Annotated in this window: 17 protein-coding genes; 8 read left to right on the forward strand and 9 right to left on the reverse strand. The window is 70.9% G+C overall.

Annotated elements, in window-relative coordinates:
• Positions 1-5: 5 nt before the first annotated feature.
• A complete protein-coding gene (locus ACIBAF_RS38555) occupies positions 6-1,475 on the reverse strand; it encodes an aldehyde dehydrogenase family protein (protein WP_399469593.1) in 1,470 nt (489 codons plus the stop codon).
• Between the two features lie 218 nt (positions 1,476-1,693).
• Here ACIBAF_RS38555 and purU point away from each other — a divergent pair, with 218 nt between their 5' ends.
• On the forward strand, positions 1,694-2,575 hold the full coding sequence (purU, locus tag ACIBAF_RS38560) for a formyltetrahydrofolate deformylase (protein ID WP_399469595.1): 882 nt from the start codon (positions 1,694-1,696) through the stop codon (positions 2,573-2,575).
• Between the two features lie 115 nt (positions 2,576-2,690).
• On the opposite strand, the gene ACIBAF_RS38565 is transcribed toward purU, so the two are convergent.
• The 3 genes from ACIBAF_RS38565 to betA are packed head-to-tail and all read right to left on the reverse strand — an operon-like array spanning position 2,691 to position 5,657.
• Positions 2,691-3,116 carry a hypothetical protein gene (locus tag ACIBAF_RS38565; RefSeq protein WP_399469597.1) on the reverse strand — a complete coding sequence of 142 codons (426 nt, stop codon included), beginning with the start codon at positions 3,114-3,116 and terminating at the stop codon, positions 2,691-2,693.
• A 30-nt stretch (positions 3,117-3,146) separates the two neighbouring features.
• Complete coding sequence (locus tag ACIBAF_RS38570; RefSeq protein ID WP_399469599.1) at positions 3,147-3,983, reverse strand: 5,10-methylenetetrahydrofolate reductase; 837 nt, start codon at positions 3,981-3,983, stop codon at positions 3,147-3,149.
• Between the two features lie 3 nt (positions 3,984-3,986).
• A complete protein-coding gene (gene betA / locus ACIBAF_RS38575) occupies positions 3,987-5,657 on the reverse strand; it encodes a choline dehydrogenase (protein ID WP_399469601.1) in 1,671 nt (556 codons plus the stop codon).
• A gap of 202 nt (positions 5,658-5,859) precedes the next feature.
• Between betA and ACIBAF_RS38580 the strand changes: the two genes are divergently transcribed.
• Positions 5,860-6,606, forward strand: coding sequence for an IclR family transcriptional regulator (locus ACIBAF_RS38580; protein WP_399469691.1), 747 nt, complete (start codon positions 5,860-5,862; stop codon positions 6,604-6,606).
• Positions 6,607-6,621: 15 nt separating this feature from the next.
• Here ACIBAF_RS38580 and ACIBAF_RS38585 read toward each other — a convergent pair whose 3' ends face one another.
• The 5 genes from ACIBAF_RS38585 to ACIBAF_RS38605 form a co-directional block, all read right to left on the reverse strand.
• Positions 6,622-7,752: an aromatic ring-hydroxylating dioxygenase subunit alpha gene (locus tag ACIBAF_RS38585; RefSeq protein WP_399469603.1), complete on the reverse strand. Its 1,131-nt coding sequence runs from the start codon at positions 7,750-7,752 to the stop codon at positions 6,622-6,624.
• A 175-nt stretch (positions 7,753-7,927) separates the two neighbouring features.
• Positions 7,928-9,088: an NAD(P)/FAD-dependent oxidoreductase gene (locus ACIBAF_RS38590; RefSeq protein WP_399469605.1), complete on the reverse strand. Its 1,161-nt coding sequence runs from the start codon at positions 9,086-9,088 to the stop codon at positions 7,928-7,930.
• Positions 9,085-9,447 (reverse strand): bifunctional 3-phenylpropionate/cinnamic acid dioxygenase ferredoxin subunit, encoded by a 363-nt coding sequence (locus ACIBAF_RS38595; RefSeq protein WP_399469607.1) that lies wholly within the window; start codon positions 9,445-9,447, stop codon positions 9,085-9,087. The genes ACIBAF_RS38590 and ACIBAF_RS38595 overlap by 4 nt, the downstream gene beginning before the upstream one ends.
• 195 nt (positions 9,448-9,642) lie before the next feature.
• Positions 9,643-10,275 (reverse strand): MBL fold metallo-hydrolase, encoded by a 633-nt coding sequence (locus ACIBAF_RS38600; RefSeq protein ID WP_399469609.1) that lies wholly within the window; start codon positions 10,273-10,275, stop codon positions 9,643-9,645.
• Complete coding sequence (locus ACIBAF_RS38605; RefSeq protein ID WP_399469611.1) at positions 10,272-11,357, reverse strand: S-(hydroxymethyl)mycothiol dehydrogenase; 1,086 nt, start codon at positions 11,355-11,357, stop codon at positions 10,272-10,274. The genes ACIBAF_RS38600 and ACIBAF_RS38605 overlap by 4 nt, the downstream gene beginning before the upstream one ends.
• A 321-nt stretch (positions 11,358-11,678) precedes the next feature.
• Between ACIBAF_RS38605 and ACIBAF_RS38610 the strand changes: the two genes are divergently transcribed.
• From ACIBAF_RS38610 to ACIBAF_RS38635, 6 genes are all read left to right on the forward strand, one after another.
• Complete coding sequence (locus ACIBAF_RS38610; protein WP_399469613.1) at positions 11,679-13,217, forward strand: glycoside hydrolase family 43 protein; 1,539 nt, start codon at positions 11,679-11,681, stop codon at positions 13,215-13,217.
• Between the two features lie 390 nt (positions 13,218-13,607).
• Positions 13,608-14,657: a LacI family DNA-binding transcriptional regulator gene (locus tag ACIBAF_RS38615; protein WP_399469615.1), complete on the forward strand. Its 1,050-nt coding sequence runs from the start codon at positions 13,608-13,610 to the stop codon at positions 14,655-14,657.
• A gap of 145 nt (positions 14,658-14,802) precedes the next feature.
• Positions 14,803-15,297, forward strand: coding sequence for a MarR family winged helix-turn-helix transcriptional regulator (locus tag ACIBAF_RS38620; RefSeq protein ID WP_399469617.1), 495 nt, complete (start codon positions 14,803-14,805; stop codon positions 15,295-15,297).
• Positions 15,298-15,515: 218 nt separating this feature from the next.
• Positions 15,516-16,142: a DsbA family protein gene (locus tag ACIBAF_RS38625; protein WP_399469619.1), complete on the forward strand. Its 627-nt coding sequence runs from the start codon at positions 15,516-15,518 to the stop codon at positions 16,140-16,142.
• 30 nt (positions 16,143-16,172) lie between these two features.
• Positions 16,173-16,979 carry an MBL fold metallo-hydrolase gene (locus ACIBAF_RS38630; RefSeq protein WP_399469621.1) on the forward strand — a complete coding sequence of 269 codons (807 nt, stop codon included), beginning with the start codon at positions 16,173-16,175 and terminating at the stop codon, positions 16,977-16,979.
• 5 nt (positions 16,980-16,984) lie between these two features.
• Positions 16,985-17,407, forward strand: a complete 423-nt coding sequence (locus tag ACIBAF_RS38635; RefSeq protein WP_399469623.1) for a nuclear transport factor 2 family protein — start codon at positions 16,985-16,987, stop codon at positions 17,405-17,407.
• Positions 17,408-17,757 lie beyond the last annotated feature (350 nt).

The raw sequence follows: 17,757 nt of genomic DNA on the forward strand, positions 1-17,757 counted from the left end.
GGCGTTCAGCCGCGGAACCAGTGTTGCGGCCGGGGTTGGATGTTCTGCCAGATGTGCTTGGGTTCTCGGTACTCGTTCAGGCCCGCCGGTCCCAGCTCCCGGCCCACACCCGAGTGGCCGAAGCCGCCCCATTCCGCTTGCGGCACATAGGGGTGGTAGTCGTTGATCCACACCGTGCCGTGGCGCAGCCGCCGGGCGACTCGCTGGGCCTTGCCCGCGTCCTGGGTCCAGACGGCTCCGGCGAGCCCGTACTCGGTGTCGTTCGCGATGCGGACGGCGTCGTCCTCGTCGGTGAAGCGCTCCACGGTGAGCACGGGCCCGAAGGACTCCTCGTGCACCACGCGCATGTCCTGCCGGCACTCGTCGAGGACGGTCGGCGGGTAGTAGTGGCCCTCCGCGAGGGCCGGGTCGTCGGGCCGTGCGCCGCCACAGCGCAGTACGGCGCCCTCGGCGAGGCCGGCCGCGACGTACGCCTCGACCTTGGCCAGGTGCTGCGCGGAGATCAGCGCTCCGGTCTCGGCGTCGGGGTCGAAGGGGCCGCCGAGCCGGATCTGCCGGGCCCGGCGCACGATCTCGTCGACGAGCCGGTCGTGCAGGGAGTCCTCGACGATCAGGCGGGCGCCGGCCGAGCAGACCTGGCCCGAGTGCAGGAAGACGGCGGTGAGCGCGAAGTCCACGGCCGTCTCGAAGTCGGCGTCGGCGAAGATCACGTTGGGGTTCTTGCCGCCGAGCTCCAACGCGACCTTCTTCACGGTCGCGGCGGCCGTGGCCATGATCCGCTTGCCGGTCTCCAGGCCGCCGGTGAAGGAGACCATGTCGACGGCCGGGTCCTCGGAGAGCGGGGCGCCCGCCTCGGGCCCGGCGCCCAGGACGAGGTTGGCGGCGCCGGCCGGGAGCCCGGCCTCCGCCAGCGCCCGCATCAGCAGGATCGAGGTGGAGGGGGTGAGCTCGCTGGGTTTGAGGACGATCGTGTTGCCCGCCAGGAGCGCCGGAGCGACCTTCCAACTGGCTTGCAGCAGCGGGTAGTTCCAGGGGGTGATCAGAGCGCATACGCCGATCGGCTCGTAGACGACGCGGCTGACGGCGTCGTCACGGCCGGTGTCGATCACGCGCCCGGCGTCGGTGCCGCCCAGCCCGCCGTAGTATCGGAAGCAGGAGACGACGTCGGCGATGTCGTACTCGCTCTCCACCAGCCGTTTGCCGGTGTCCAGCGACTCGGCGCGGGCGAATTCCTTGGCGTCGCGCTCGATGACGTCGGCGGTGCGCAGCAGGAGCGCGCCGCGCTCCCGCTCGGGGGTGCGCGGCCAGGGGCCCTCGTCGAAGGCACGGCGGGCCGCGGCGATCGCCGCCTCGGTGTCGGTTCGGGTCCCTTCGGAGACGGTCGCGGTGAGCGTGCCGTCAGCGGGACAGCGGATGTCCCGGCGCCCTCCGGCGACCGCGTCCCGCCACTGCCCAGCCATATACAGGTCTGCCACGCGCCAAGCCCTTCAGCTGAAATGCGTTGCGCATCATGCATTCAATTGCTTGTGGTGGAACACCATGACGAATGCCGTAGAGCTACGTCAAGAGGTTGGCGGATGACGTTTCAGTCAGGCCGGCACTTGCGCCGCCACCCTTGACCGCAAGCGGCCCCGAGCCGACCATGTTGCGTATCGCTCACCATGTTGTGCATTACGCATCAACGGAGGCCGCTGTGTCCGCTACGCCCCCTCGCTCGCACTCTGGCCGCGAGTACGTCCTCACTCTTTCGTGTCCCGACAGCGCCGGACTGGTGCACGCGGTGAGCGGCTTCATCGTCAGGAACTCGGGCAACATCCTGGAGAGCCAGCAGTTCGATGATCGACTCGAGGGCCGTTTCTTCATGAGGGTCCACTTCGCCGTCTCCGATCCGGACGCCGACATGAAAACTCTGCGTTACCGATTCGGTCCGGTGGCCGAGGCGTACCGCATCGCCTGGACCCTCAGCGAGGCGTCGACCCCGACCCGGACACTGATCATGGTGTCCAAATTCGGCCACTGCCTCAACGACCTGCTCTTCCGCCGGCGCACCGGCGCCCTCAACATCGACATCCCCGCGATCGTCTCCAACCACCGGGACTTCGAAGGACTGGCGCAGACCTACGGCGTTCCCTTCCACCACATCCCGGTCACGAAGGACACCAAGGCCGAGGCCGAGGCACGCCTGATGGAGCTGGTCGACGAGCTGGACATCGACCTGGTCGTGCTGGCCCGCTACATGCAGATCCTCTCCGACGACCTGTGCAAGCAGCTCGAGGGCCGTGCCATCAACATCCACCACTCCTTCCTCCCCAGCTTCAAGGGCGCACGACCCTACGACCAGGCCTACGCCCGCGGCGTGAAGCTCGTCGGCGCGACGGCGCACTATGTGACGCCGGACCTGGACGAGGGACAGATCATCGAGCAGGACGTGGTCAGGGTGGACCACTCGCTCGACTCGGGCGACCTGGTCGCGGTCGGACGGGACGTGGAGGCCCAGGTGCTCGCCCACGCCGTGAAGTGGCACAGCGAGAGCCGGGTGATGGTGGACGGCAACCGCACGGTCGTCTTCCGCTGAGCACAGCACAACCGAGGGGCGGACCGGCTCTCCGGTCCGCCCCTCTTCGTATACGGCTTCGTGCACGGCTTCGTCATACGTATTCGTGCACGGCCCTCGCGCGCGGACGCCCGGCTCAGCCCCGTCCGTGCCCGGAGCGCCGAGCCCAGCTCCGCAGCCGTGCCACGCACTGCGCCTTCGCCTCACTCAGCGAAGCGAACTCGTCGGCGCCGCTCATGAAGGCCGTGACCGGCGTCCACCGGCCGCGCCCCGCCGCCGTTTCCCAGCGGACCGCGGGAAAGTCCGTGACCGCCCGAATCCGTTGCCGCGGTATCGCCCGCGTCCACAGCAGCCCTCGCACCACCAGCCGGTCGGCTTCGCACCTGACGCCGATCCGGTGGCCGCGCACGGTGAGCGTCGCGCTGAGAGCGAGGACGACCGCGGCGGCGCCCCATGACAGCGCGTCCGGGTTCTCGGCGCCGTATGCCACGGCCGCCGCCGCCGGCACGACCCAGGGCGCCGCGTACGCCACCCGTACCAGCCTCGGCGGCGGTATCTCCACGGCCTTTCTCCTTCGGCACGGCCTTGGGCGTCAGCCGGCGAGGCGGTCCATGAGCGCGCGACGCCAGCGTTCCGTCTCGGCGATCTGGTTGAAGGTGAACAGGTGCAGGCCGGGCACGTCTGCCGCAGGGGCTGTGAGGGCCGGCCCGACGCGTTCCAGCAGCCTCTCGGGAGAGTAGCCCCCTGGCGTGGCGAACCGGAGGAACCATGAGGCGTGCTTCGCCAGGAAGCGCGTCGACTCGCCCACGCCGATCTTCGTCGCCATCGCGAGCAGCTTGGCCCGCTGTACGGGCCCCGCGACGCCGACATGGACGGGCAGGGTGATGTTCCGCCGTCGTATCCGGGCGATCCACTCGCCCAGCACGCGCGGGTCGAAGCAGAGGTTGCTCACGATGTACGTGGCGTGCTCGCGCTTGTCCCACATGGCCTGGACGGTGACGTCGTCGTGGATGAGCGGATGGCTCTCGGGGTAGCCGGTGACGCCGACCCGGGCGAAGGGGCTGCCCAGCTCGCTCAGCCTGCGCAACACCGGGAGCGCGCCGTCGTAGGCGCCGGCCGGCGGGTCCGCGTCGCCCGCGGGGACGAAGACGTCGTCCACGCCCGCCTCGCGGAGCCGGTCGACGACCTCCTTCAGGTGCCGGTCGTCCCGCAGCAGCCGCGCGGGCACGTGCGGGACGACGCGGTAGCCGTGCGCCGCGAGCCGCCCGGCGAGGTCGAGGGTCGGCTCCAGGCCCTTGACCGGCGACGCCGTCACGGTGACGACGACGTCGCGCGGGACATGGGCGAGGACCTTGTCCTCGGTCGTCTTCGCCGGCAGCACCTCGTAGCGGACGTCGTGCAGCAGCGTTCTCAGCGCTTCGCCGCCCAAGGTCTACCTGGCCTGCTGCCGGGCGTCGCGGTGGCGGTAGTACGCGGCCTCGGAGGCGGGCAGCGGCTCCTTGCCGAGGATCAGGTCGGCGGCCTTCTCGGCGATCATCATCACCGGCGCGTAGATGTTGCCGTTGGTGACGTACGGCATCACCGACGCGTCCACGACGCGCAGCCCCTGCACGCCGTGCACCCGCATGCCGGCCGGGTCGACGACGGCCATCTCGTCGGTGCCCATCTTGCAGGTGCAGGACGGGTGCAGAGCGGTCTCGCCCTCCTTGGCGACCCAGGCGAGGATCTCCTCGTCCGTCTCCACCTTCGGGCCGGGCGAGATCTCTCCGTCGTTGTACGGGGCCAGCGCCGGCTGGTTGAGGAGCTTGCGGGCCACCCGGATCGCCTCGACCCACTCGCGGCGGTCCTGCTCGGTGGAGAGGTAGTTGAAGCGCAGGGCCGGGTGCTCGCGCGGGTCCTTGCTCTTGATCTTCACCGAGCCGATGGCGTCGGAGTACATGGGGCCCACGTGCACCTGGTAGCCGTGGCCGCCGGCCGGCGAGGAGCCGTCGTAGCGGACCGCGATCGGCAGGAAGTGGAACATCAGGTTGGGGTAGTCCACGTCGTCGTTGCTGCGGGCGAACCCGCCCGCCTCGAAGTGGTTGGTCGCGGCGGGGCCCTTGCGGAAGAGCCACTGCAGCCCGATGAAGGGGGCGCGCCACTTCGCCATGTACGGCTGCATGGAGACGGGCTGCTTGCAGGCGTACTGGATGTACACCTCCAGGTGGTCCTGCATGTTCTCGCCGACGCCCGGCAGGTCGTGGACGACGTCGATGCCGAGGGCACGCAGCTCATCGGCGTTGCCGACCCCGGAGAGCTGGAGGAGCTGCGGGGAGTTGATCGCGCCTCCGCAGAGGATGACCTCCTTGGCGCGGACCTGCGTCAGGGCGCCCTTGCCGCGCCGGTACTCGACGCCGACGGCCTTCTTGCCCTCGAACAGGACGCGGGTGACGAGGGCGCGGGTCGTGACGGTGAGGTTGGGGCGCTTCCTCACGGGCTTGAGGTACGCCTTCGAGGCCGACAGCCGCCGTCCGCGGTGGACGTTGCGGTCGAACTTGGCGAAGCCCTCCTGCCGGTAGCCGTTCACGTCGTCCGTGGGCGCGTAGCCCGCCTCCTGGGTGGCCTGGAGGAAGGCGCCGAACAGCGGGTTGGTCGCCGGGCCGCGTTCGAGGACGAGAGGGCCGTCATGGCCGCGGAACTCGTCGTCCGGGTCGGCCGCGAGACAGTTCTCCATGCGCCGGAAGTAGGGCAGACAGTGAGCGTAGTCCCAGGCCTCCATGCCGGGGTCGGCCGCCCAGCGCTCGTAGTCCATGGGGTTGCCGCGCTGGAAGATCATGCCGTTGATGCTGCTGGAGCCGCCGAGCACCTTGCCGCGCGCGTGGTAGACGCGCCGGCCGCCCATGTGGGGCTCGGGCTCGGACTCGTACTTCCAGTCGTAGAACCGGCTGCCGATCGGGTAGGTCAGCGCCGCGGGCATGTGGATGAAGACGTCCCACGGGTAGTCGGACCGGCCGGCCTCCAGGACCAGGACCCGGTTGGCCGGATCCGCGGAGAGTCTGTTCGCCAGTGCGCTGCCGGCCGAACCGCCGCCGACGATGACGAAGTCGTAGTGCAGGGGAGCCATGGTGCCTCGTCTCGCTCGCGCCGTAGATACGCGAGGCATGGTAGTACCGGTATCGCCATACGCACTAGGTTGCGAACGACGCAACTTGCAAGGTCCTCGTTTCGATGCCGTTACTTGCAGTGGCGTTGTTTACTACGCGTATAGTTTTGCTGTGAGCAACCACAGCCAAGACACCGAACCATCGAATTCCCAGGCCGGCGGAGTGCAGTCCGTCGACCGCGCCATCAGCGTCCTGGAGATCCTGGCCCAACGCGGCGAGGCGGGCGTCAGCGAGGTGGCCGCCGAGATCGACGTTCACAAGTCCACCGCGTTCCGTCTGCTCGGCGCCCTGGAGTCACGCGGGCTGGTGGAGCAGGCGGGCGAGCGCGGCAAGTACCGCCTGGGCTTCGGCATCGTACGCCTGGCGGGCGCGGTCACGGGGCGCATCGACATCACCCAGCAGGGCCGCCCGGTCTGCGAGCGCCTCGCCGAGGAGATCGGCGAGACGGTCAACATCGCCGTGATGCAGGAGCACTACGCGATCAACCTCTACCAGGTGCGCGGCCCCGGCGCCGTCACCGCGCACAACTGGGTCGGTCAGCTGACCCCGCTGCACGCCACCTCCAGCGGCAAGATCCTGCTGGCCCACCTGCCCGCGAAGGAGCGCGCCGCGCTGCTGGGCGAGGCCGGGCTGAAGAAGGTCACCCCGCACACCATCACCGCGAAGACGAAGCTGGAGAGGAACCTCGCCGAGGCCCGGGAGCGCGGCTACGCGTGGACCTTGGAGGAGTTGGAGATCGGCCTGCACGCCATGGCCGCCCCGATTCGCAACCGCGACGGAGAGGTCATCGCGGCACTGAGCGCCTCCGGGCCCGCGTACCGCTTCACCGAGGAGCGCCTGCACGAGCTCTCCCCGGTGCTGCTCAAGGGCGCCGAGGAGATCAGCCACCGGATGGGCTACCTGGGCTGAGCAGGGCCGGCCCGGCTACTGCGGACGGCTGCCCAGGCGCTCGCTCACCCAGTCGTGGAAGGCGCCGATGTGGTGCTCGCTGGGCACCAGCACACCGCCCTTGGCGTACATGCGGGAGCTCATTCCGGGCTGCGTGCGCTCGCACGCGTCGAAGTCCTGGCGATTGACCCGGTCGAAGAGTTCCACCGACCGGCTGACGTCCTTCCCGCTCTCGACGACGTGCGGGAGGTAGAGCCAGTCGCATTCGACGATCGTGCGGTCGACGGCCACCGGGTACATCCGGTGGAAGATCACATGGTCGGGGACGAGGTTGATGAACACCTGCGGCTTGACGGTGATCGCGTAGTAGCGGCGGTCCTGGTCGTCCGCCACCCCGGGGATGCGGTCCAGGCCCTCGGAGCCGTCGACGGTGAAGCCCTGCACCTCCTCGCCGAACTCGGCGCCGTGGCCGACGTAGTACTGGGCGGCGTATCCGTCGGCGAACTCGGGGAGCACCTCGGTGAGTTCGGGATGGATGGTGGCGCAGTGGTAGCACTCCATGAAGTTCTCGATGATGAGCTTCCAGTTCGCCTTGACGTCGTAGACGATCCGTTTGCCGATCGAGAGGTTGTCGATGTCGTAGCGCTCGATCGACTCCACGTCGCCCAGCCGCGCGACGACCTCGCCGATGACGTCCTCCTCGAAGGAGGGCGGGTTCTCCGCGAGGCACACCCAGACGTAGCCGAGCCATTCCCGCACGGCGACGCTCACCAGGCCGTACTCGGTGCGTCCGACGTCGGGCATCTTGGTGAGGTTGGGCGCCGCGACGAGCTTGCCGTTCAGGTCGTACGTCCAGGCGTGGTACGGGCATTGGAAGGCCCGCTTGACCTCGCCGGTCTCCTCCGTGCACAGCTTGGCGCCGCGGTGCCGGCACACATTGAAGTAGGCACGGACGCTGTTGTCCCGCGCGCGGGTGACGAGGATGCTCTCGCGGCCCACGTCGACGGTGCGGAACGCGCCGGGCTTCGCCAGTTCGGAGGCGCGTGCCACACAGAACCACATGGTCTCGAATATGCGCTCCTGTTCCTGGGTGAAGATCGCAGGATCCGTGTAGGAGGAGCCGGGGAGGGTGGCGATCAGGCTGTCCGGCAGGCTGGTCGAGGTCACGATGCACTCCTCGGAGGACGTCGGGGAGAGGATGGGGGAGCGCCGTGAAGGGGCGCGGGGCCATATCGATATGCGGCTCCGCGGCGATGGGGGTCCCCCCGCTCGAGCGAAGTCGAGAGTGGGGGAGCGACCAGCCACAACGGTGCCGCGGAAGGACAACAGCCCATCTCGGCACTCACAGCGGAGCGGCAAGCTGCTTGCGCCAGCGGGTGAACAGCCGGGGCTGGTTCATCCCGAGCACGGCGACCGGATGTCCGGCACGCCGGTAGACGGCCAGGACGTTGCGGTCGTCCGCCGCGCCTTCCTCGACCGTCACGCTGTCGGCGCCGGCCGCGTGCCCGGCGAACTGGATCTTGACGCCGTACTGGTCGGACCAGAAGTACGGCGGCCGGGGCACTCCGGGCTCCACCGCGCCGCCCGCGAGCAGTACGGCGACGGCGGCGTCGGGGCGCTCGCGCGCTCCGGTCCAGTGCTCGACGCGGCGGTGGGCGCCCGCGCGAGGGTCGTACCAGTTGGCGCAGTCGCCGACGGCGACCACCCCGGCGAGACTGGTGCGGCCGTCGGCGCCGCACTTCACGCCGTTGTCGAGCTCGACGCCGGATCCCGCCAGCCATTCGACGCACGGCCGGGCCCCCACACCGACGACCACGATGTCGGCCGGGATGCTGCGGCCGTCCTCGAGCAGGACGGCGTCGACGCGGGTCTCGCCGCTGAGCCCCTTGACGCCCACGCCGCACAGCAGGCGAACGCCGTGGTCGGCGTGGAGCGCGGAGACGATGCCGCCCATGGCCGCGCCGAGCGGTCCGGCGAGCGGCGTCGGGGCCACCTCGACGACCGTCACGTCGAGCCCGAGGGCGCAGGCGGTGGAAGCGACCTCGGCGCCGATGAATCCGCCGCCGATCACCACCAGCCGTCCGCCCCGGGCCAGTTCGTCGCGCAGGGCGCGGGCGTCGTCCAGGGTGCGCAGCGCGTGCACTCCGGCCAGGCCCTCGGCGCCCGGCAGCGTGCGCGCGGCGGCGCCGGTCGCGATGACGACGCCGTCGGCGCGCACCTCCCGGCCGTCGGCGAGCCGGACGGCTCGCTCGGTGCGGTCGAGTCCGGTGGCGCGCACGCCGAGCAGCCACTCCGCCCGCAGGTCCTCGTCGTCCGCCTCCAGCGAGAGCTCCGCTTCGCCGAGGGCGCCGGCCAGGAACTCCTTGGACAGCGGGGGCCTGTCGTACGGGCGGTGCGTCTCGTCGCCGATGACGACGAGACGCCCGTCGTAGCCCTGCTTACGCAGTGAGCGTGCCGCCGACAGACCGGCCAGCGAGGCGCCCACCACGGCCACGGTTCTCACGCGGGACCTCCGGCGAGCCGGGAGGCGATGCACGGCGGCAGGTTGGGGGCGTCCGTGGACACCCGGACATGGATCATGCCGTCCTCGATGACGACCTCGTGCGTCCGGACCGGGAGCTTGGCCGGCGGGGCGTCGACGGCGCCGGTCCGCAGGTCGAACTTCGAGGCATGGAGCGGGCATTCCACCTCGCAGCCCTCCAGCCAGCCGTCGGCGAGCGAGGCGTCCTGGTGAGTGCAGGTGTCGTCGATGGCGAACACCTCGCCGTCGTCGGTGTGGAACACCGAGACCGGCGGGTCGATGTCGAGCCGGAAGGCCTCACCTCGCGGGAGATCCGCGAGACGGCACGCGGGAATCATCATGACACCTCGGTGCGTATAGCGAAACGGATTGCGGTTAGCGCAACGCCAGTCTGCGGGCCGCTCCGAACCGTTGTCAAGGCGTCCAAAGGCCTCGTTCCAAGGGCTCGGGCGACCGGCCTCCGGGCAGCTCGAAGCGCCCGAACCACCTGCGCAAACAGGCGGAACGGGCGCCGCACGAGGAACGCCGGCAGGCGGTCAGAATCCGCGGTCGATCCACTCCTGAAGGTGCGGAGCCTCGGCTCCGACGGTGGTCGTCTCCCCGTGCCCGGTGTGCACGACGGTGTCGCCCGGCAGTGTGAGCAGCCGGCCCCGGATCGAGTCGACGATGGTGGGGAAGTCGCTGTACGACCGCCCCGTGGCGCCGGGCCCGCCCGCGAACAGCGTGTCGCCGCTGAACAGCGCCGACAGGGCGGGCGCGTACAGGCAGACGGCGCCCGGGGCGTGCCCCGGCGTGTGCAGCACGGTCAGCTCGACGCCGGCCACCGCGAGGACCCAGCCGTCGGCCAGTTCGCCGTCGGGCATCCGGTCCGGGTGGGTCTGCTTCCACAGCGGGAGGTCGTCCGGGTGGAGGAGGATCGGCGCTCCGGTGCGCGCCGCGAGTTCGGGTGCGGCGCCGATGTGGTCGTTGTGGGCGTGGGTGCACACCACGGCGCGCAGGGTGCGCCCGCCGACGGCTTCGGCGATGGCCCCGGCGTCGTGTGCGGCGTCGACGACGATCACCTCGCGGTCGTCGCCGATGATCCACACGTTGTTGTCGACGTCCCAGGCGCCGCCGTCCAGCGAGAACGTCCCCGAGGTCACCAGGCGTTCGATGCGGGCGACCGTCACAGGACCACCACCGAGCGCAGGACGTCGCCGCCGTGCATCCGCTCGAAGGCCTTCTCCACCTCGTCCAGCTGGATGGTCTCCGTGACGAAGGCGTCCAGGTCGAGCCGGCCCTGGAGATAGAGGTCGATGAGCATCGGGAAGTCCCGGGAGGGCAGGCAGTCGCCGTACCAGGACGACTTCAGCGCGCCGCCGCGCCCGAACACGTCGAGCAGGGGCAGCTCGAGCTTCATCTCGGGGGTGGGCACCCCGACGAGGACGACCGTGCCGGCGAGGTCGCGGGCGTAGAAGGCCTGCTTGTAGGTCTCCGGGCGGCCGACCGCCTCGATGACGACGTCGGCTCCGAAGCCCCCGGTCAGCTCGCGGATCGCCTCGACCGCGTCGTTCTCCTTGGAGTTGACGGTGTGGGTCGCGCCGAGCTTCCTGGCCGTGGCCAGTTTCCGGTCGTCGACGTCCACCGCGATGATCTTCGCCGCGCCCGCGAGGTGCGCCCCGACGACCGCCGCGTCCCCCACTCCGCCGCAGCCGATGACGGCCACGCTGTCACCGCGTCCGACGTTGCCGGTGTTGATGGCCGCGCCGATGCCGGCCATCACCCCGCACCCCAGCAGACCGGCGGCCGCCGCCGACGCCGCCCGGTCGACCTTCGTGCACTGACCGGCCGCCACCAGCGTCTTCTCCGCGAACGCGCCGATGCCCAGCGCCGGGGACAGCTCGGTGCCGTCGAGCAGGGTCATCTTCTGCTTCGCGTTGTGGGTGTTGAAGCAGTACCAGGGGCGGCCGCGCAGACAGGCCCGGCACTGGCCGCACACCGCACGCCAGTTGAGGATGACGAAGTCGCCGGGGGCGACATCGGTGACCCCCTCCCCCACCGACTCCACGACGCCTGCGGCCTCATGCCCCAGCAGGAAGGGGAAGTCGTCGTTGATGCCGCCCTGCCGATAGTGCAGATCGGTGTGGCAGACGCCGCAGGCCTCGATCTTCACCAGCGCCTCACCCGGGCCGGGATCGGGCACGATGATCGTTTCCAGGCTGACGGGGGCGCCTTTCCCTCGCGCGACGACAGCACGGACCTGATGCGTCATGGCCACTCCTCGGCTGGTACGAGACCTGTTTCGATGTTGCTCATTGCGGCACGTTTTTCATGTGCCGCAACAAAGCATCGTGGAGCACCGACCGAGGGTCAAGACACGTCCCGGCGGGAGCGTTCCCGACGAAATCCGTCGAAGCGCTTCGACAACTGCACCGGTGCCAGCACGCTCACCAGCACGGTTTGGCGATAGGCAACGTTGCCTACGCACCCGTTGACAGGGAACAGCCGCACGTGCGACTTTCGAAGCGCTTCAACATGTCGACTCTCACAGCGAGCTTTCCTCGACCGCACACCCGCACACCTCTGGACGGACATGGCGTTCTTCGACAATCCCGTGATCCCCGGCTTCAGCCCGGACCCGAGCGTCTGCCGGGCCGGCGACGACTACTACCTGGCGACGTCCAGCTTCGAGTACGTACCGGGCGTGCCGATCTGGCACAGCCGCGACCTGGTGCACTGGCGGCTGATCGGGCACGCGCTGGACCGGCCCGCGCAGCTGGAGCTGCCCGACACGGCCCCCTCCTCCACGGGGGTGTACGCGCCCACGCTGCGCTACCACGACGGCCGGTTCTGGCTGATCACGACCGTGGTCGCCGGGGCGGGCAACGTCCTGGTGACCGCCGAGGACCCCGCCGGACCCTGGTCGGACCCGGTGCCGATCGGCGTGCCGGGCATCGACCCCGACCTGGCGTGGGAGGAGGACGGCGCCTGCTGGTGCGTGTTCTCCGCGGGCGGGATCCGCGGGGTCCGCATCGATCCGAAGTCCGGCGAGCTGCTGGGCGAGCCGACCGCGATGTGGTCGGGCAGCGGGCTGCAGTATCCCGAGGGCCCCCACCTGTACCGGATCGGCGACTGGTGGTACCTGCTGCTGTCCGAGGGCGGCACCGAGCGCGGGCACGCCCTCTCGGTGGCCAGGGCCCGCACCCTGCCCGGACCGTTCGAACCGCACCCGGCCAACCCCGTGCTGTCCCACCGCAGTACCGGCCATCCGGTGCAGAACACCGGCCACGGCGACCTGGTGCAGGCGCAGGACGGCACGTGGTGGATGGTGCTGCTGGGCACCAGGCCCCGCGGCGACACCCCGATGTACCACGGCATGGGCCGGGAGACGTTCCTGGCGCCGGTGCGGTGGGAGGACGAGTGGCCGCTGCCCGGGCCGCTGGAGCTGCGGGCGCAGGCCCCGGCGCTGCCTCCGCATCCCTGGCCGCAGGAGCCGGACCGGGACGAATTCGACTCTCCCGCGCTCGCCCCGTGCTGGGTGTCGCTGCGCCGGCACGACCCGCAGGCCGCCCGACTCGACGAGCGGCCGGGCCACTTGGTGCTGCACGCCCGCGCGGACAGCCTGGACACTCCCGGCGCGCTCTTCGTCGGACGACGTCAGCGCCACCCCGACTGCACCGCGCGCACGCTGGTCGACGTCGCGGAAGGCGGTCGCGGCGGGCTCGCGGTCCGGCTGGACGAGGCGCACCACTACGAGGTGGAGGCGGGCGACGGCGTGATCCGCGCGATCGCCAGGATCGGCCCGCTGCGCCACGCCGTCGCCGAACGGGCCGTACCGCCCGGCCCGGTGACCCTGCGGATCGACGTCACGACCTCCGACGTCCTGCCGCCCACCGTCACCACCCGGGGCGCGGGGCCTGACGCGGCTCCCCCGCCCGGCCTCAGGGTCGGCGGTCCCGACACCCTCCGCCTGGGCTTCGAGACGGACGGCGGTGCGTTCGAGGTTCTCGCCGAGCTCGACGGCCGCTACCTCACCACCGAGGTCGCCGGCGGCTTCACCGGCCGTGTCTTCGGCATGTACGCCACACAGGGCAGCGCGGCCTTCGACTGGTTCGAGCTGCGGTCCGGCTGACCGACGGCCGGACGACGACCGCGTCCTCGTCCCATGCTCCGGCGCGGTCGACGAGACCTTCTCATCCGCGGGTCGGATCGTGATCGTGGCCCGCGCCGACGCCCCCCGGCGTCAACTCGGGCCCCCTCGCAAGGCCTTCGCCGTCCTCCCACGTGAAAGGCGCACATGATGACGGGTACGACGTGGGGCCGGACGGCCGTAGGGCTCGTGGGTAACGTTTCCCGCCGGGTGGCCAGACCCTAGAGAGCGTCCCGCGTGACGTCAAGATGCCGCGCACGCTGCACGGTTGTGCCAGCGGCGAGAGACGCGGCCGCACGCCGGGGGCCTACGAGGTGACGGGCCCTGTCCGTACACTCGGCGGCAAACGTTTCCCGAGGGAGAGGAAACCGGATGGAGCCGCCAGCACCGGGCCGCCGCGTCACCATCGTCGATGTCGCGCGACACGCCCAGGTGTCCACGACCGCCGTGTCCAAGGTGCTGCGCAACGCCTACGGGGCCAGCCCCGAGATGCGGGCGAAGGTGCGCCGTGCCATCGACGAGCTCGGCTACCGGCCGCACGCGGGCGCGCGGGCTCTGCGCGGGCAGACGTACACCATCGGCGTGATGCTGCCCGACATCCGCAACCCCTTCTTCCCCGAGGTGCTCGACGGCGTCACCCAGACCCTTCAGGACACGGAGTACCAGGTGCTCCTGGGGCCCGGCTGCAACGGCGAGAAGGCGGAGGCCCGGGTCACCGAGGCGATGATCGACCGCGGCATGGACGGCCTGGTCCTGGTCGCCCCGGTGTCCTCGCGCACCCGTCTGGAGCGGGTGGCCGCCGCCGTGCCGACCGTCGTCGTGGGCCGGCACGGCGCCTCCGGGCTGTACGACACGGTGGTCAACGACGACATCGAGGGCGCCGCCCTGGTCGTCGGCCACCTGGTCGGTCTGGGGCATCGGCGGATCGCCCACATCGAGCATCACGAGACCGACCCCACCCGCCTGGCGGAGATGCCCAACGCCCGGCGTGCCGACGGCTACCGGCAGGCGATGCGCGCCCACGGTCTGGCCGAGGAGATCGACGTCGTGTCCACCAGCTACACCCAGCGCGGCGGCCGCCTGGGCGCCGAGCAGCTCCTGGGCCGTGCCCTGCGTCCCACCGCCGTGTTCGCCGGAGCGGACGTCGTCGCGATGGGCGCGCTGGAAGTGATCGCGGAGGCCGGGCTCTCCGTTCCCGGCGGCATCTCGGTGGCCGGCTACGACAACACCACGTTCGCCGCGTTCGGCCCCGTGTCGCTGACCAGCGTCGACCAGGCGGGCGTCGAGATCGGCAGGAACGCCGCCCGTCTCGTCCAGGAGCGGATCGACGACCGGCACAAGCCCTCCGTCCAGGTCAGCCTGGCGCCCACGCTGGTGCCGCGCCGGACCACCGCCCGCCCGCCGGAGGAGGCCGCCGGCTGATCCGGAGCACGCCGCCTCTCAACCGGAGCGCTCCCCCTCCTCGACCGCACGCGGTGGTGCCGGGGCCTCCTGAGGGCCGCCCCCTGCCTGACCCGGGCTTGATCGGTACGGTGATACCCGGGACGGCGAAAGGGGCGGCGAGGCCGTGAGCGAACAGGCGGGGATCCGGACGGCGAAGGAGGCCGCGGACCACGAGCTGATCCTGGCGTTCGGGCGGCTGCAGGGGGCGGCCAACCGGCTGGAGTACATCCTGGGGCGGGCGCTCGAGGAGGAGTGCGGGGTCAGTCACCTGATGTTCGAGGTGTTGCTGATCCTCGGACGGGCGGGGGCGCCGGGCCTGTCGATGCGGGCCATCGCCCAGGAACAGGTGCTGACCACGGGCGGCGCGACCCGGCTGGTGGACCGTATGGAGGCGGCCGGGCTCGTCACCCGCGCGGACTCCCCCGACGACCGGCGCGCGAAGCTGGTGCGGCTCACGTCGCTGGGCGAGGAGACGACCGTACGCGCGTCCCAGGTGCATCTGGAGAACATCGAGCGGTACTTCGTCGCACCCCTCCCCGCCGAGGACCTCGAACGGTTCACCCGGGACCTGCGCATCCTCAGCCACTCCGCCCGGGACGTCCTGCCCCGCCTCCCCTGACCTGCGCCGAGGCGTCAGCGCTGCCCTGCTGACATCAGTCGACCCGGCCGACCCGCCCGACCCGCCCGACCCGGCCGACCCGCCCGACCGGCCGGCTTCAGTCGCGACCGCGTGTGGCGCAAGTCACAGGCTCGTGGAAATATCTGATAAGTCAGGTACTGTTCTGTCAGGTGAATCGCCCGCATCGGGTGGGCGTCACTCCCTTGTCGAGGTCCTCGATGAAGCTGGTCTACGTATTCGACGCCTACTGCGGCTGGTCGCACGGTTTTTCGGGCACGTTGCGCGAAGTCGTCTCCCGCCACCCCGGGATCCCGGTGGACGTGGTCTCCGGCGGGCTCTTCACCGGTGAACGCCGGGTGCCGATGCGCAGGTTCGGCCACATCGAGAAGGCCAACGACGAGATCGGGCGACTGACCGGCGCCCGGTTCGGAGAGGCCTACCGACGGCTCGCGGCCGAAGGCTCGTTCGTGATGGACTCCGAGGCCGCCGCCCGCGGCGTCGCCGCCCTGCGCCGGACCGCACCCGAGCGCGCGGTGGAGCTGGCCGTGGCGATGCAGAACGCCTTCTACCTCGACGGCCACAGCCTGTCCGACCCCGCCGCCTACCGGCAGATCGCCGAGACGGCGGGACTGGACGCCGACGCCGCCCTCGCCGCCCTCGACTCACCCGAGTCACAGGGCGAGGCCGAGGCCGACTTCCGCCGCAGCGCCGAGCTCGGCGTCACCGGCTTCCCCACCCTGCTCGCCGTAGCCGGCTCGCACACCGTCCCCCTGGCCCGTGGCCATGCGACCGCCGACGAGGTGGACCGCCGACTCGCCCCCCTCGGCATCGCCCGCACGTCCTGATCCCCGTCACCCCGCACCGAAGGAACACCCATGAGCGCGCTCTCCTTCAAGGTCCTCGACCTCGACTTCCCCGCAGGCGTGAGGAACAAGACCGCCACTCTGGTCACCGGCGAGACCGAGGCCCTGCTCGTCGACGCCGGCTTCACCCGGGCCGACGGCCACCGGCTGGCCGCCGAGGTGCTCGACTCCGGCAAGAAGCTCACCACCGTCTTCATCAGCCACGGCGACCCCGACTTCTACTTCGGCGCCGAGGTCCTCGCCGACGCCTTCCCCGACGCCAGGTTCGTCGCCACCGACCACGTGATCGAGCACATCCAGCACTCCTACGAGGGCAAGCTCAAGGCCTGGGAGGCGCTCGGCGCGAACCTGCCCACCCGCCTGGTCGCCATCGAGCCGCTCACCGACGACCTCACCCTCGAAGGCCACCGCTTCGCGCTCAAGGGCGGCGGCGCGGAGCTGCCCGACCGCCACTACCTGTGGCAGGCCGAGCACCGCGCCCTCCTCGGCGGCGTCCTGCTGTTCCAGCAGGAGCACGTCTGGGTCGCCGACACCGCCAGGCCCGAGCAGCGCGCAGCCTGGATCGACCTGCTGGACGAGATGACCGCGCTCAACCCGCAGCTGGTCGTCCCCGGTCACCGTCTGCCCGACACCGCGGCCGACGCCTCCGCCATCACGGCCACGCGTGACTACCTGACCGCCTTCGAGGAGGAGCTCGGCACGGCCGCCGACGGCGCCGCGCTCACCGACGCCCTCGTCCGGCGCTACCCCGACAACGGCATGCTGATCGCCGCACAGATCGGTGCGAAGGTCGCCAAGGGCGAGATGACCTGGGGCTGACGGACATGACCGCACCGAGCACCGGCTTCGCGACCTCCGACGCCCCCGCCGACGTCGTCCGCCGGCAGTACCTCGCCTCGGCGACGGGCGACCTGAAGGCCCTGCGCGCCACCCTCGCCCCCGACGTCGAGTGGACCGAGATGGCGGGCTTCCCCCTGGCGGGCACCTACCGCACCCCCGACGGCGTCACCTCCCAGGTGATGGCGAAGCTCGCCGAGGACTGGGACGGCTGGACCGCCCACGACGACAGTTACGTCGTCGACGGCGAGAACGTCGTCGTCCTCGCCCGCTACACCGCCGTCAACAAGGCGACCGGGAAGCGACTCGCCGTCCGCGTCGCCCACCACTTCGTCGTCCGCGGCGGCAGGATCGTCCGCTTCGAGCAGTTCGTCGACACCGCACTCGTACGCGACGCCATGGAGGGCTGACGGGGTCCGGCGCCGGTTCAGGGCCGGACGACGGCCTCCGCTCCGGCGCCGGCTGCCCGAGGCCGGTGTCCACGTCGCCGGCCGGGCGGCCGGGGCGACTTGCGTCGACACCGCCCAATGCGACGAATGCACCTTTTGCACATGTTTGCGGCACCTGCGAGCATTGAGGAGAGGAAAGTCAACGACACCCTGGTGCGGCTCCAAGTCGGCGCGCCGGTGGGCGACTTGGCCGCGCTCGGCCGCCGCCCCCTCCGGTCCCGCACGCACTGAGGAACTCCGCGCGGTCCGTCACCGTACTGCCGCTCTTCGCTCCCCCTCCCCCTCGCTTTCTGTCTGCAGCAGCACATGAG

The sequence above is a fragment of the Streptomyces sp. NPDC051677 genome (assembly GCF_044453465.1).
Taxonomy (GTDB): Bacteria; Actinomycetota; Actinomycetes; order Streptomycetales; family Streptomycetaceae; genus Streptomyces.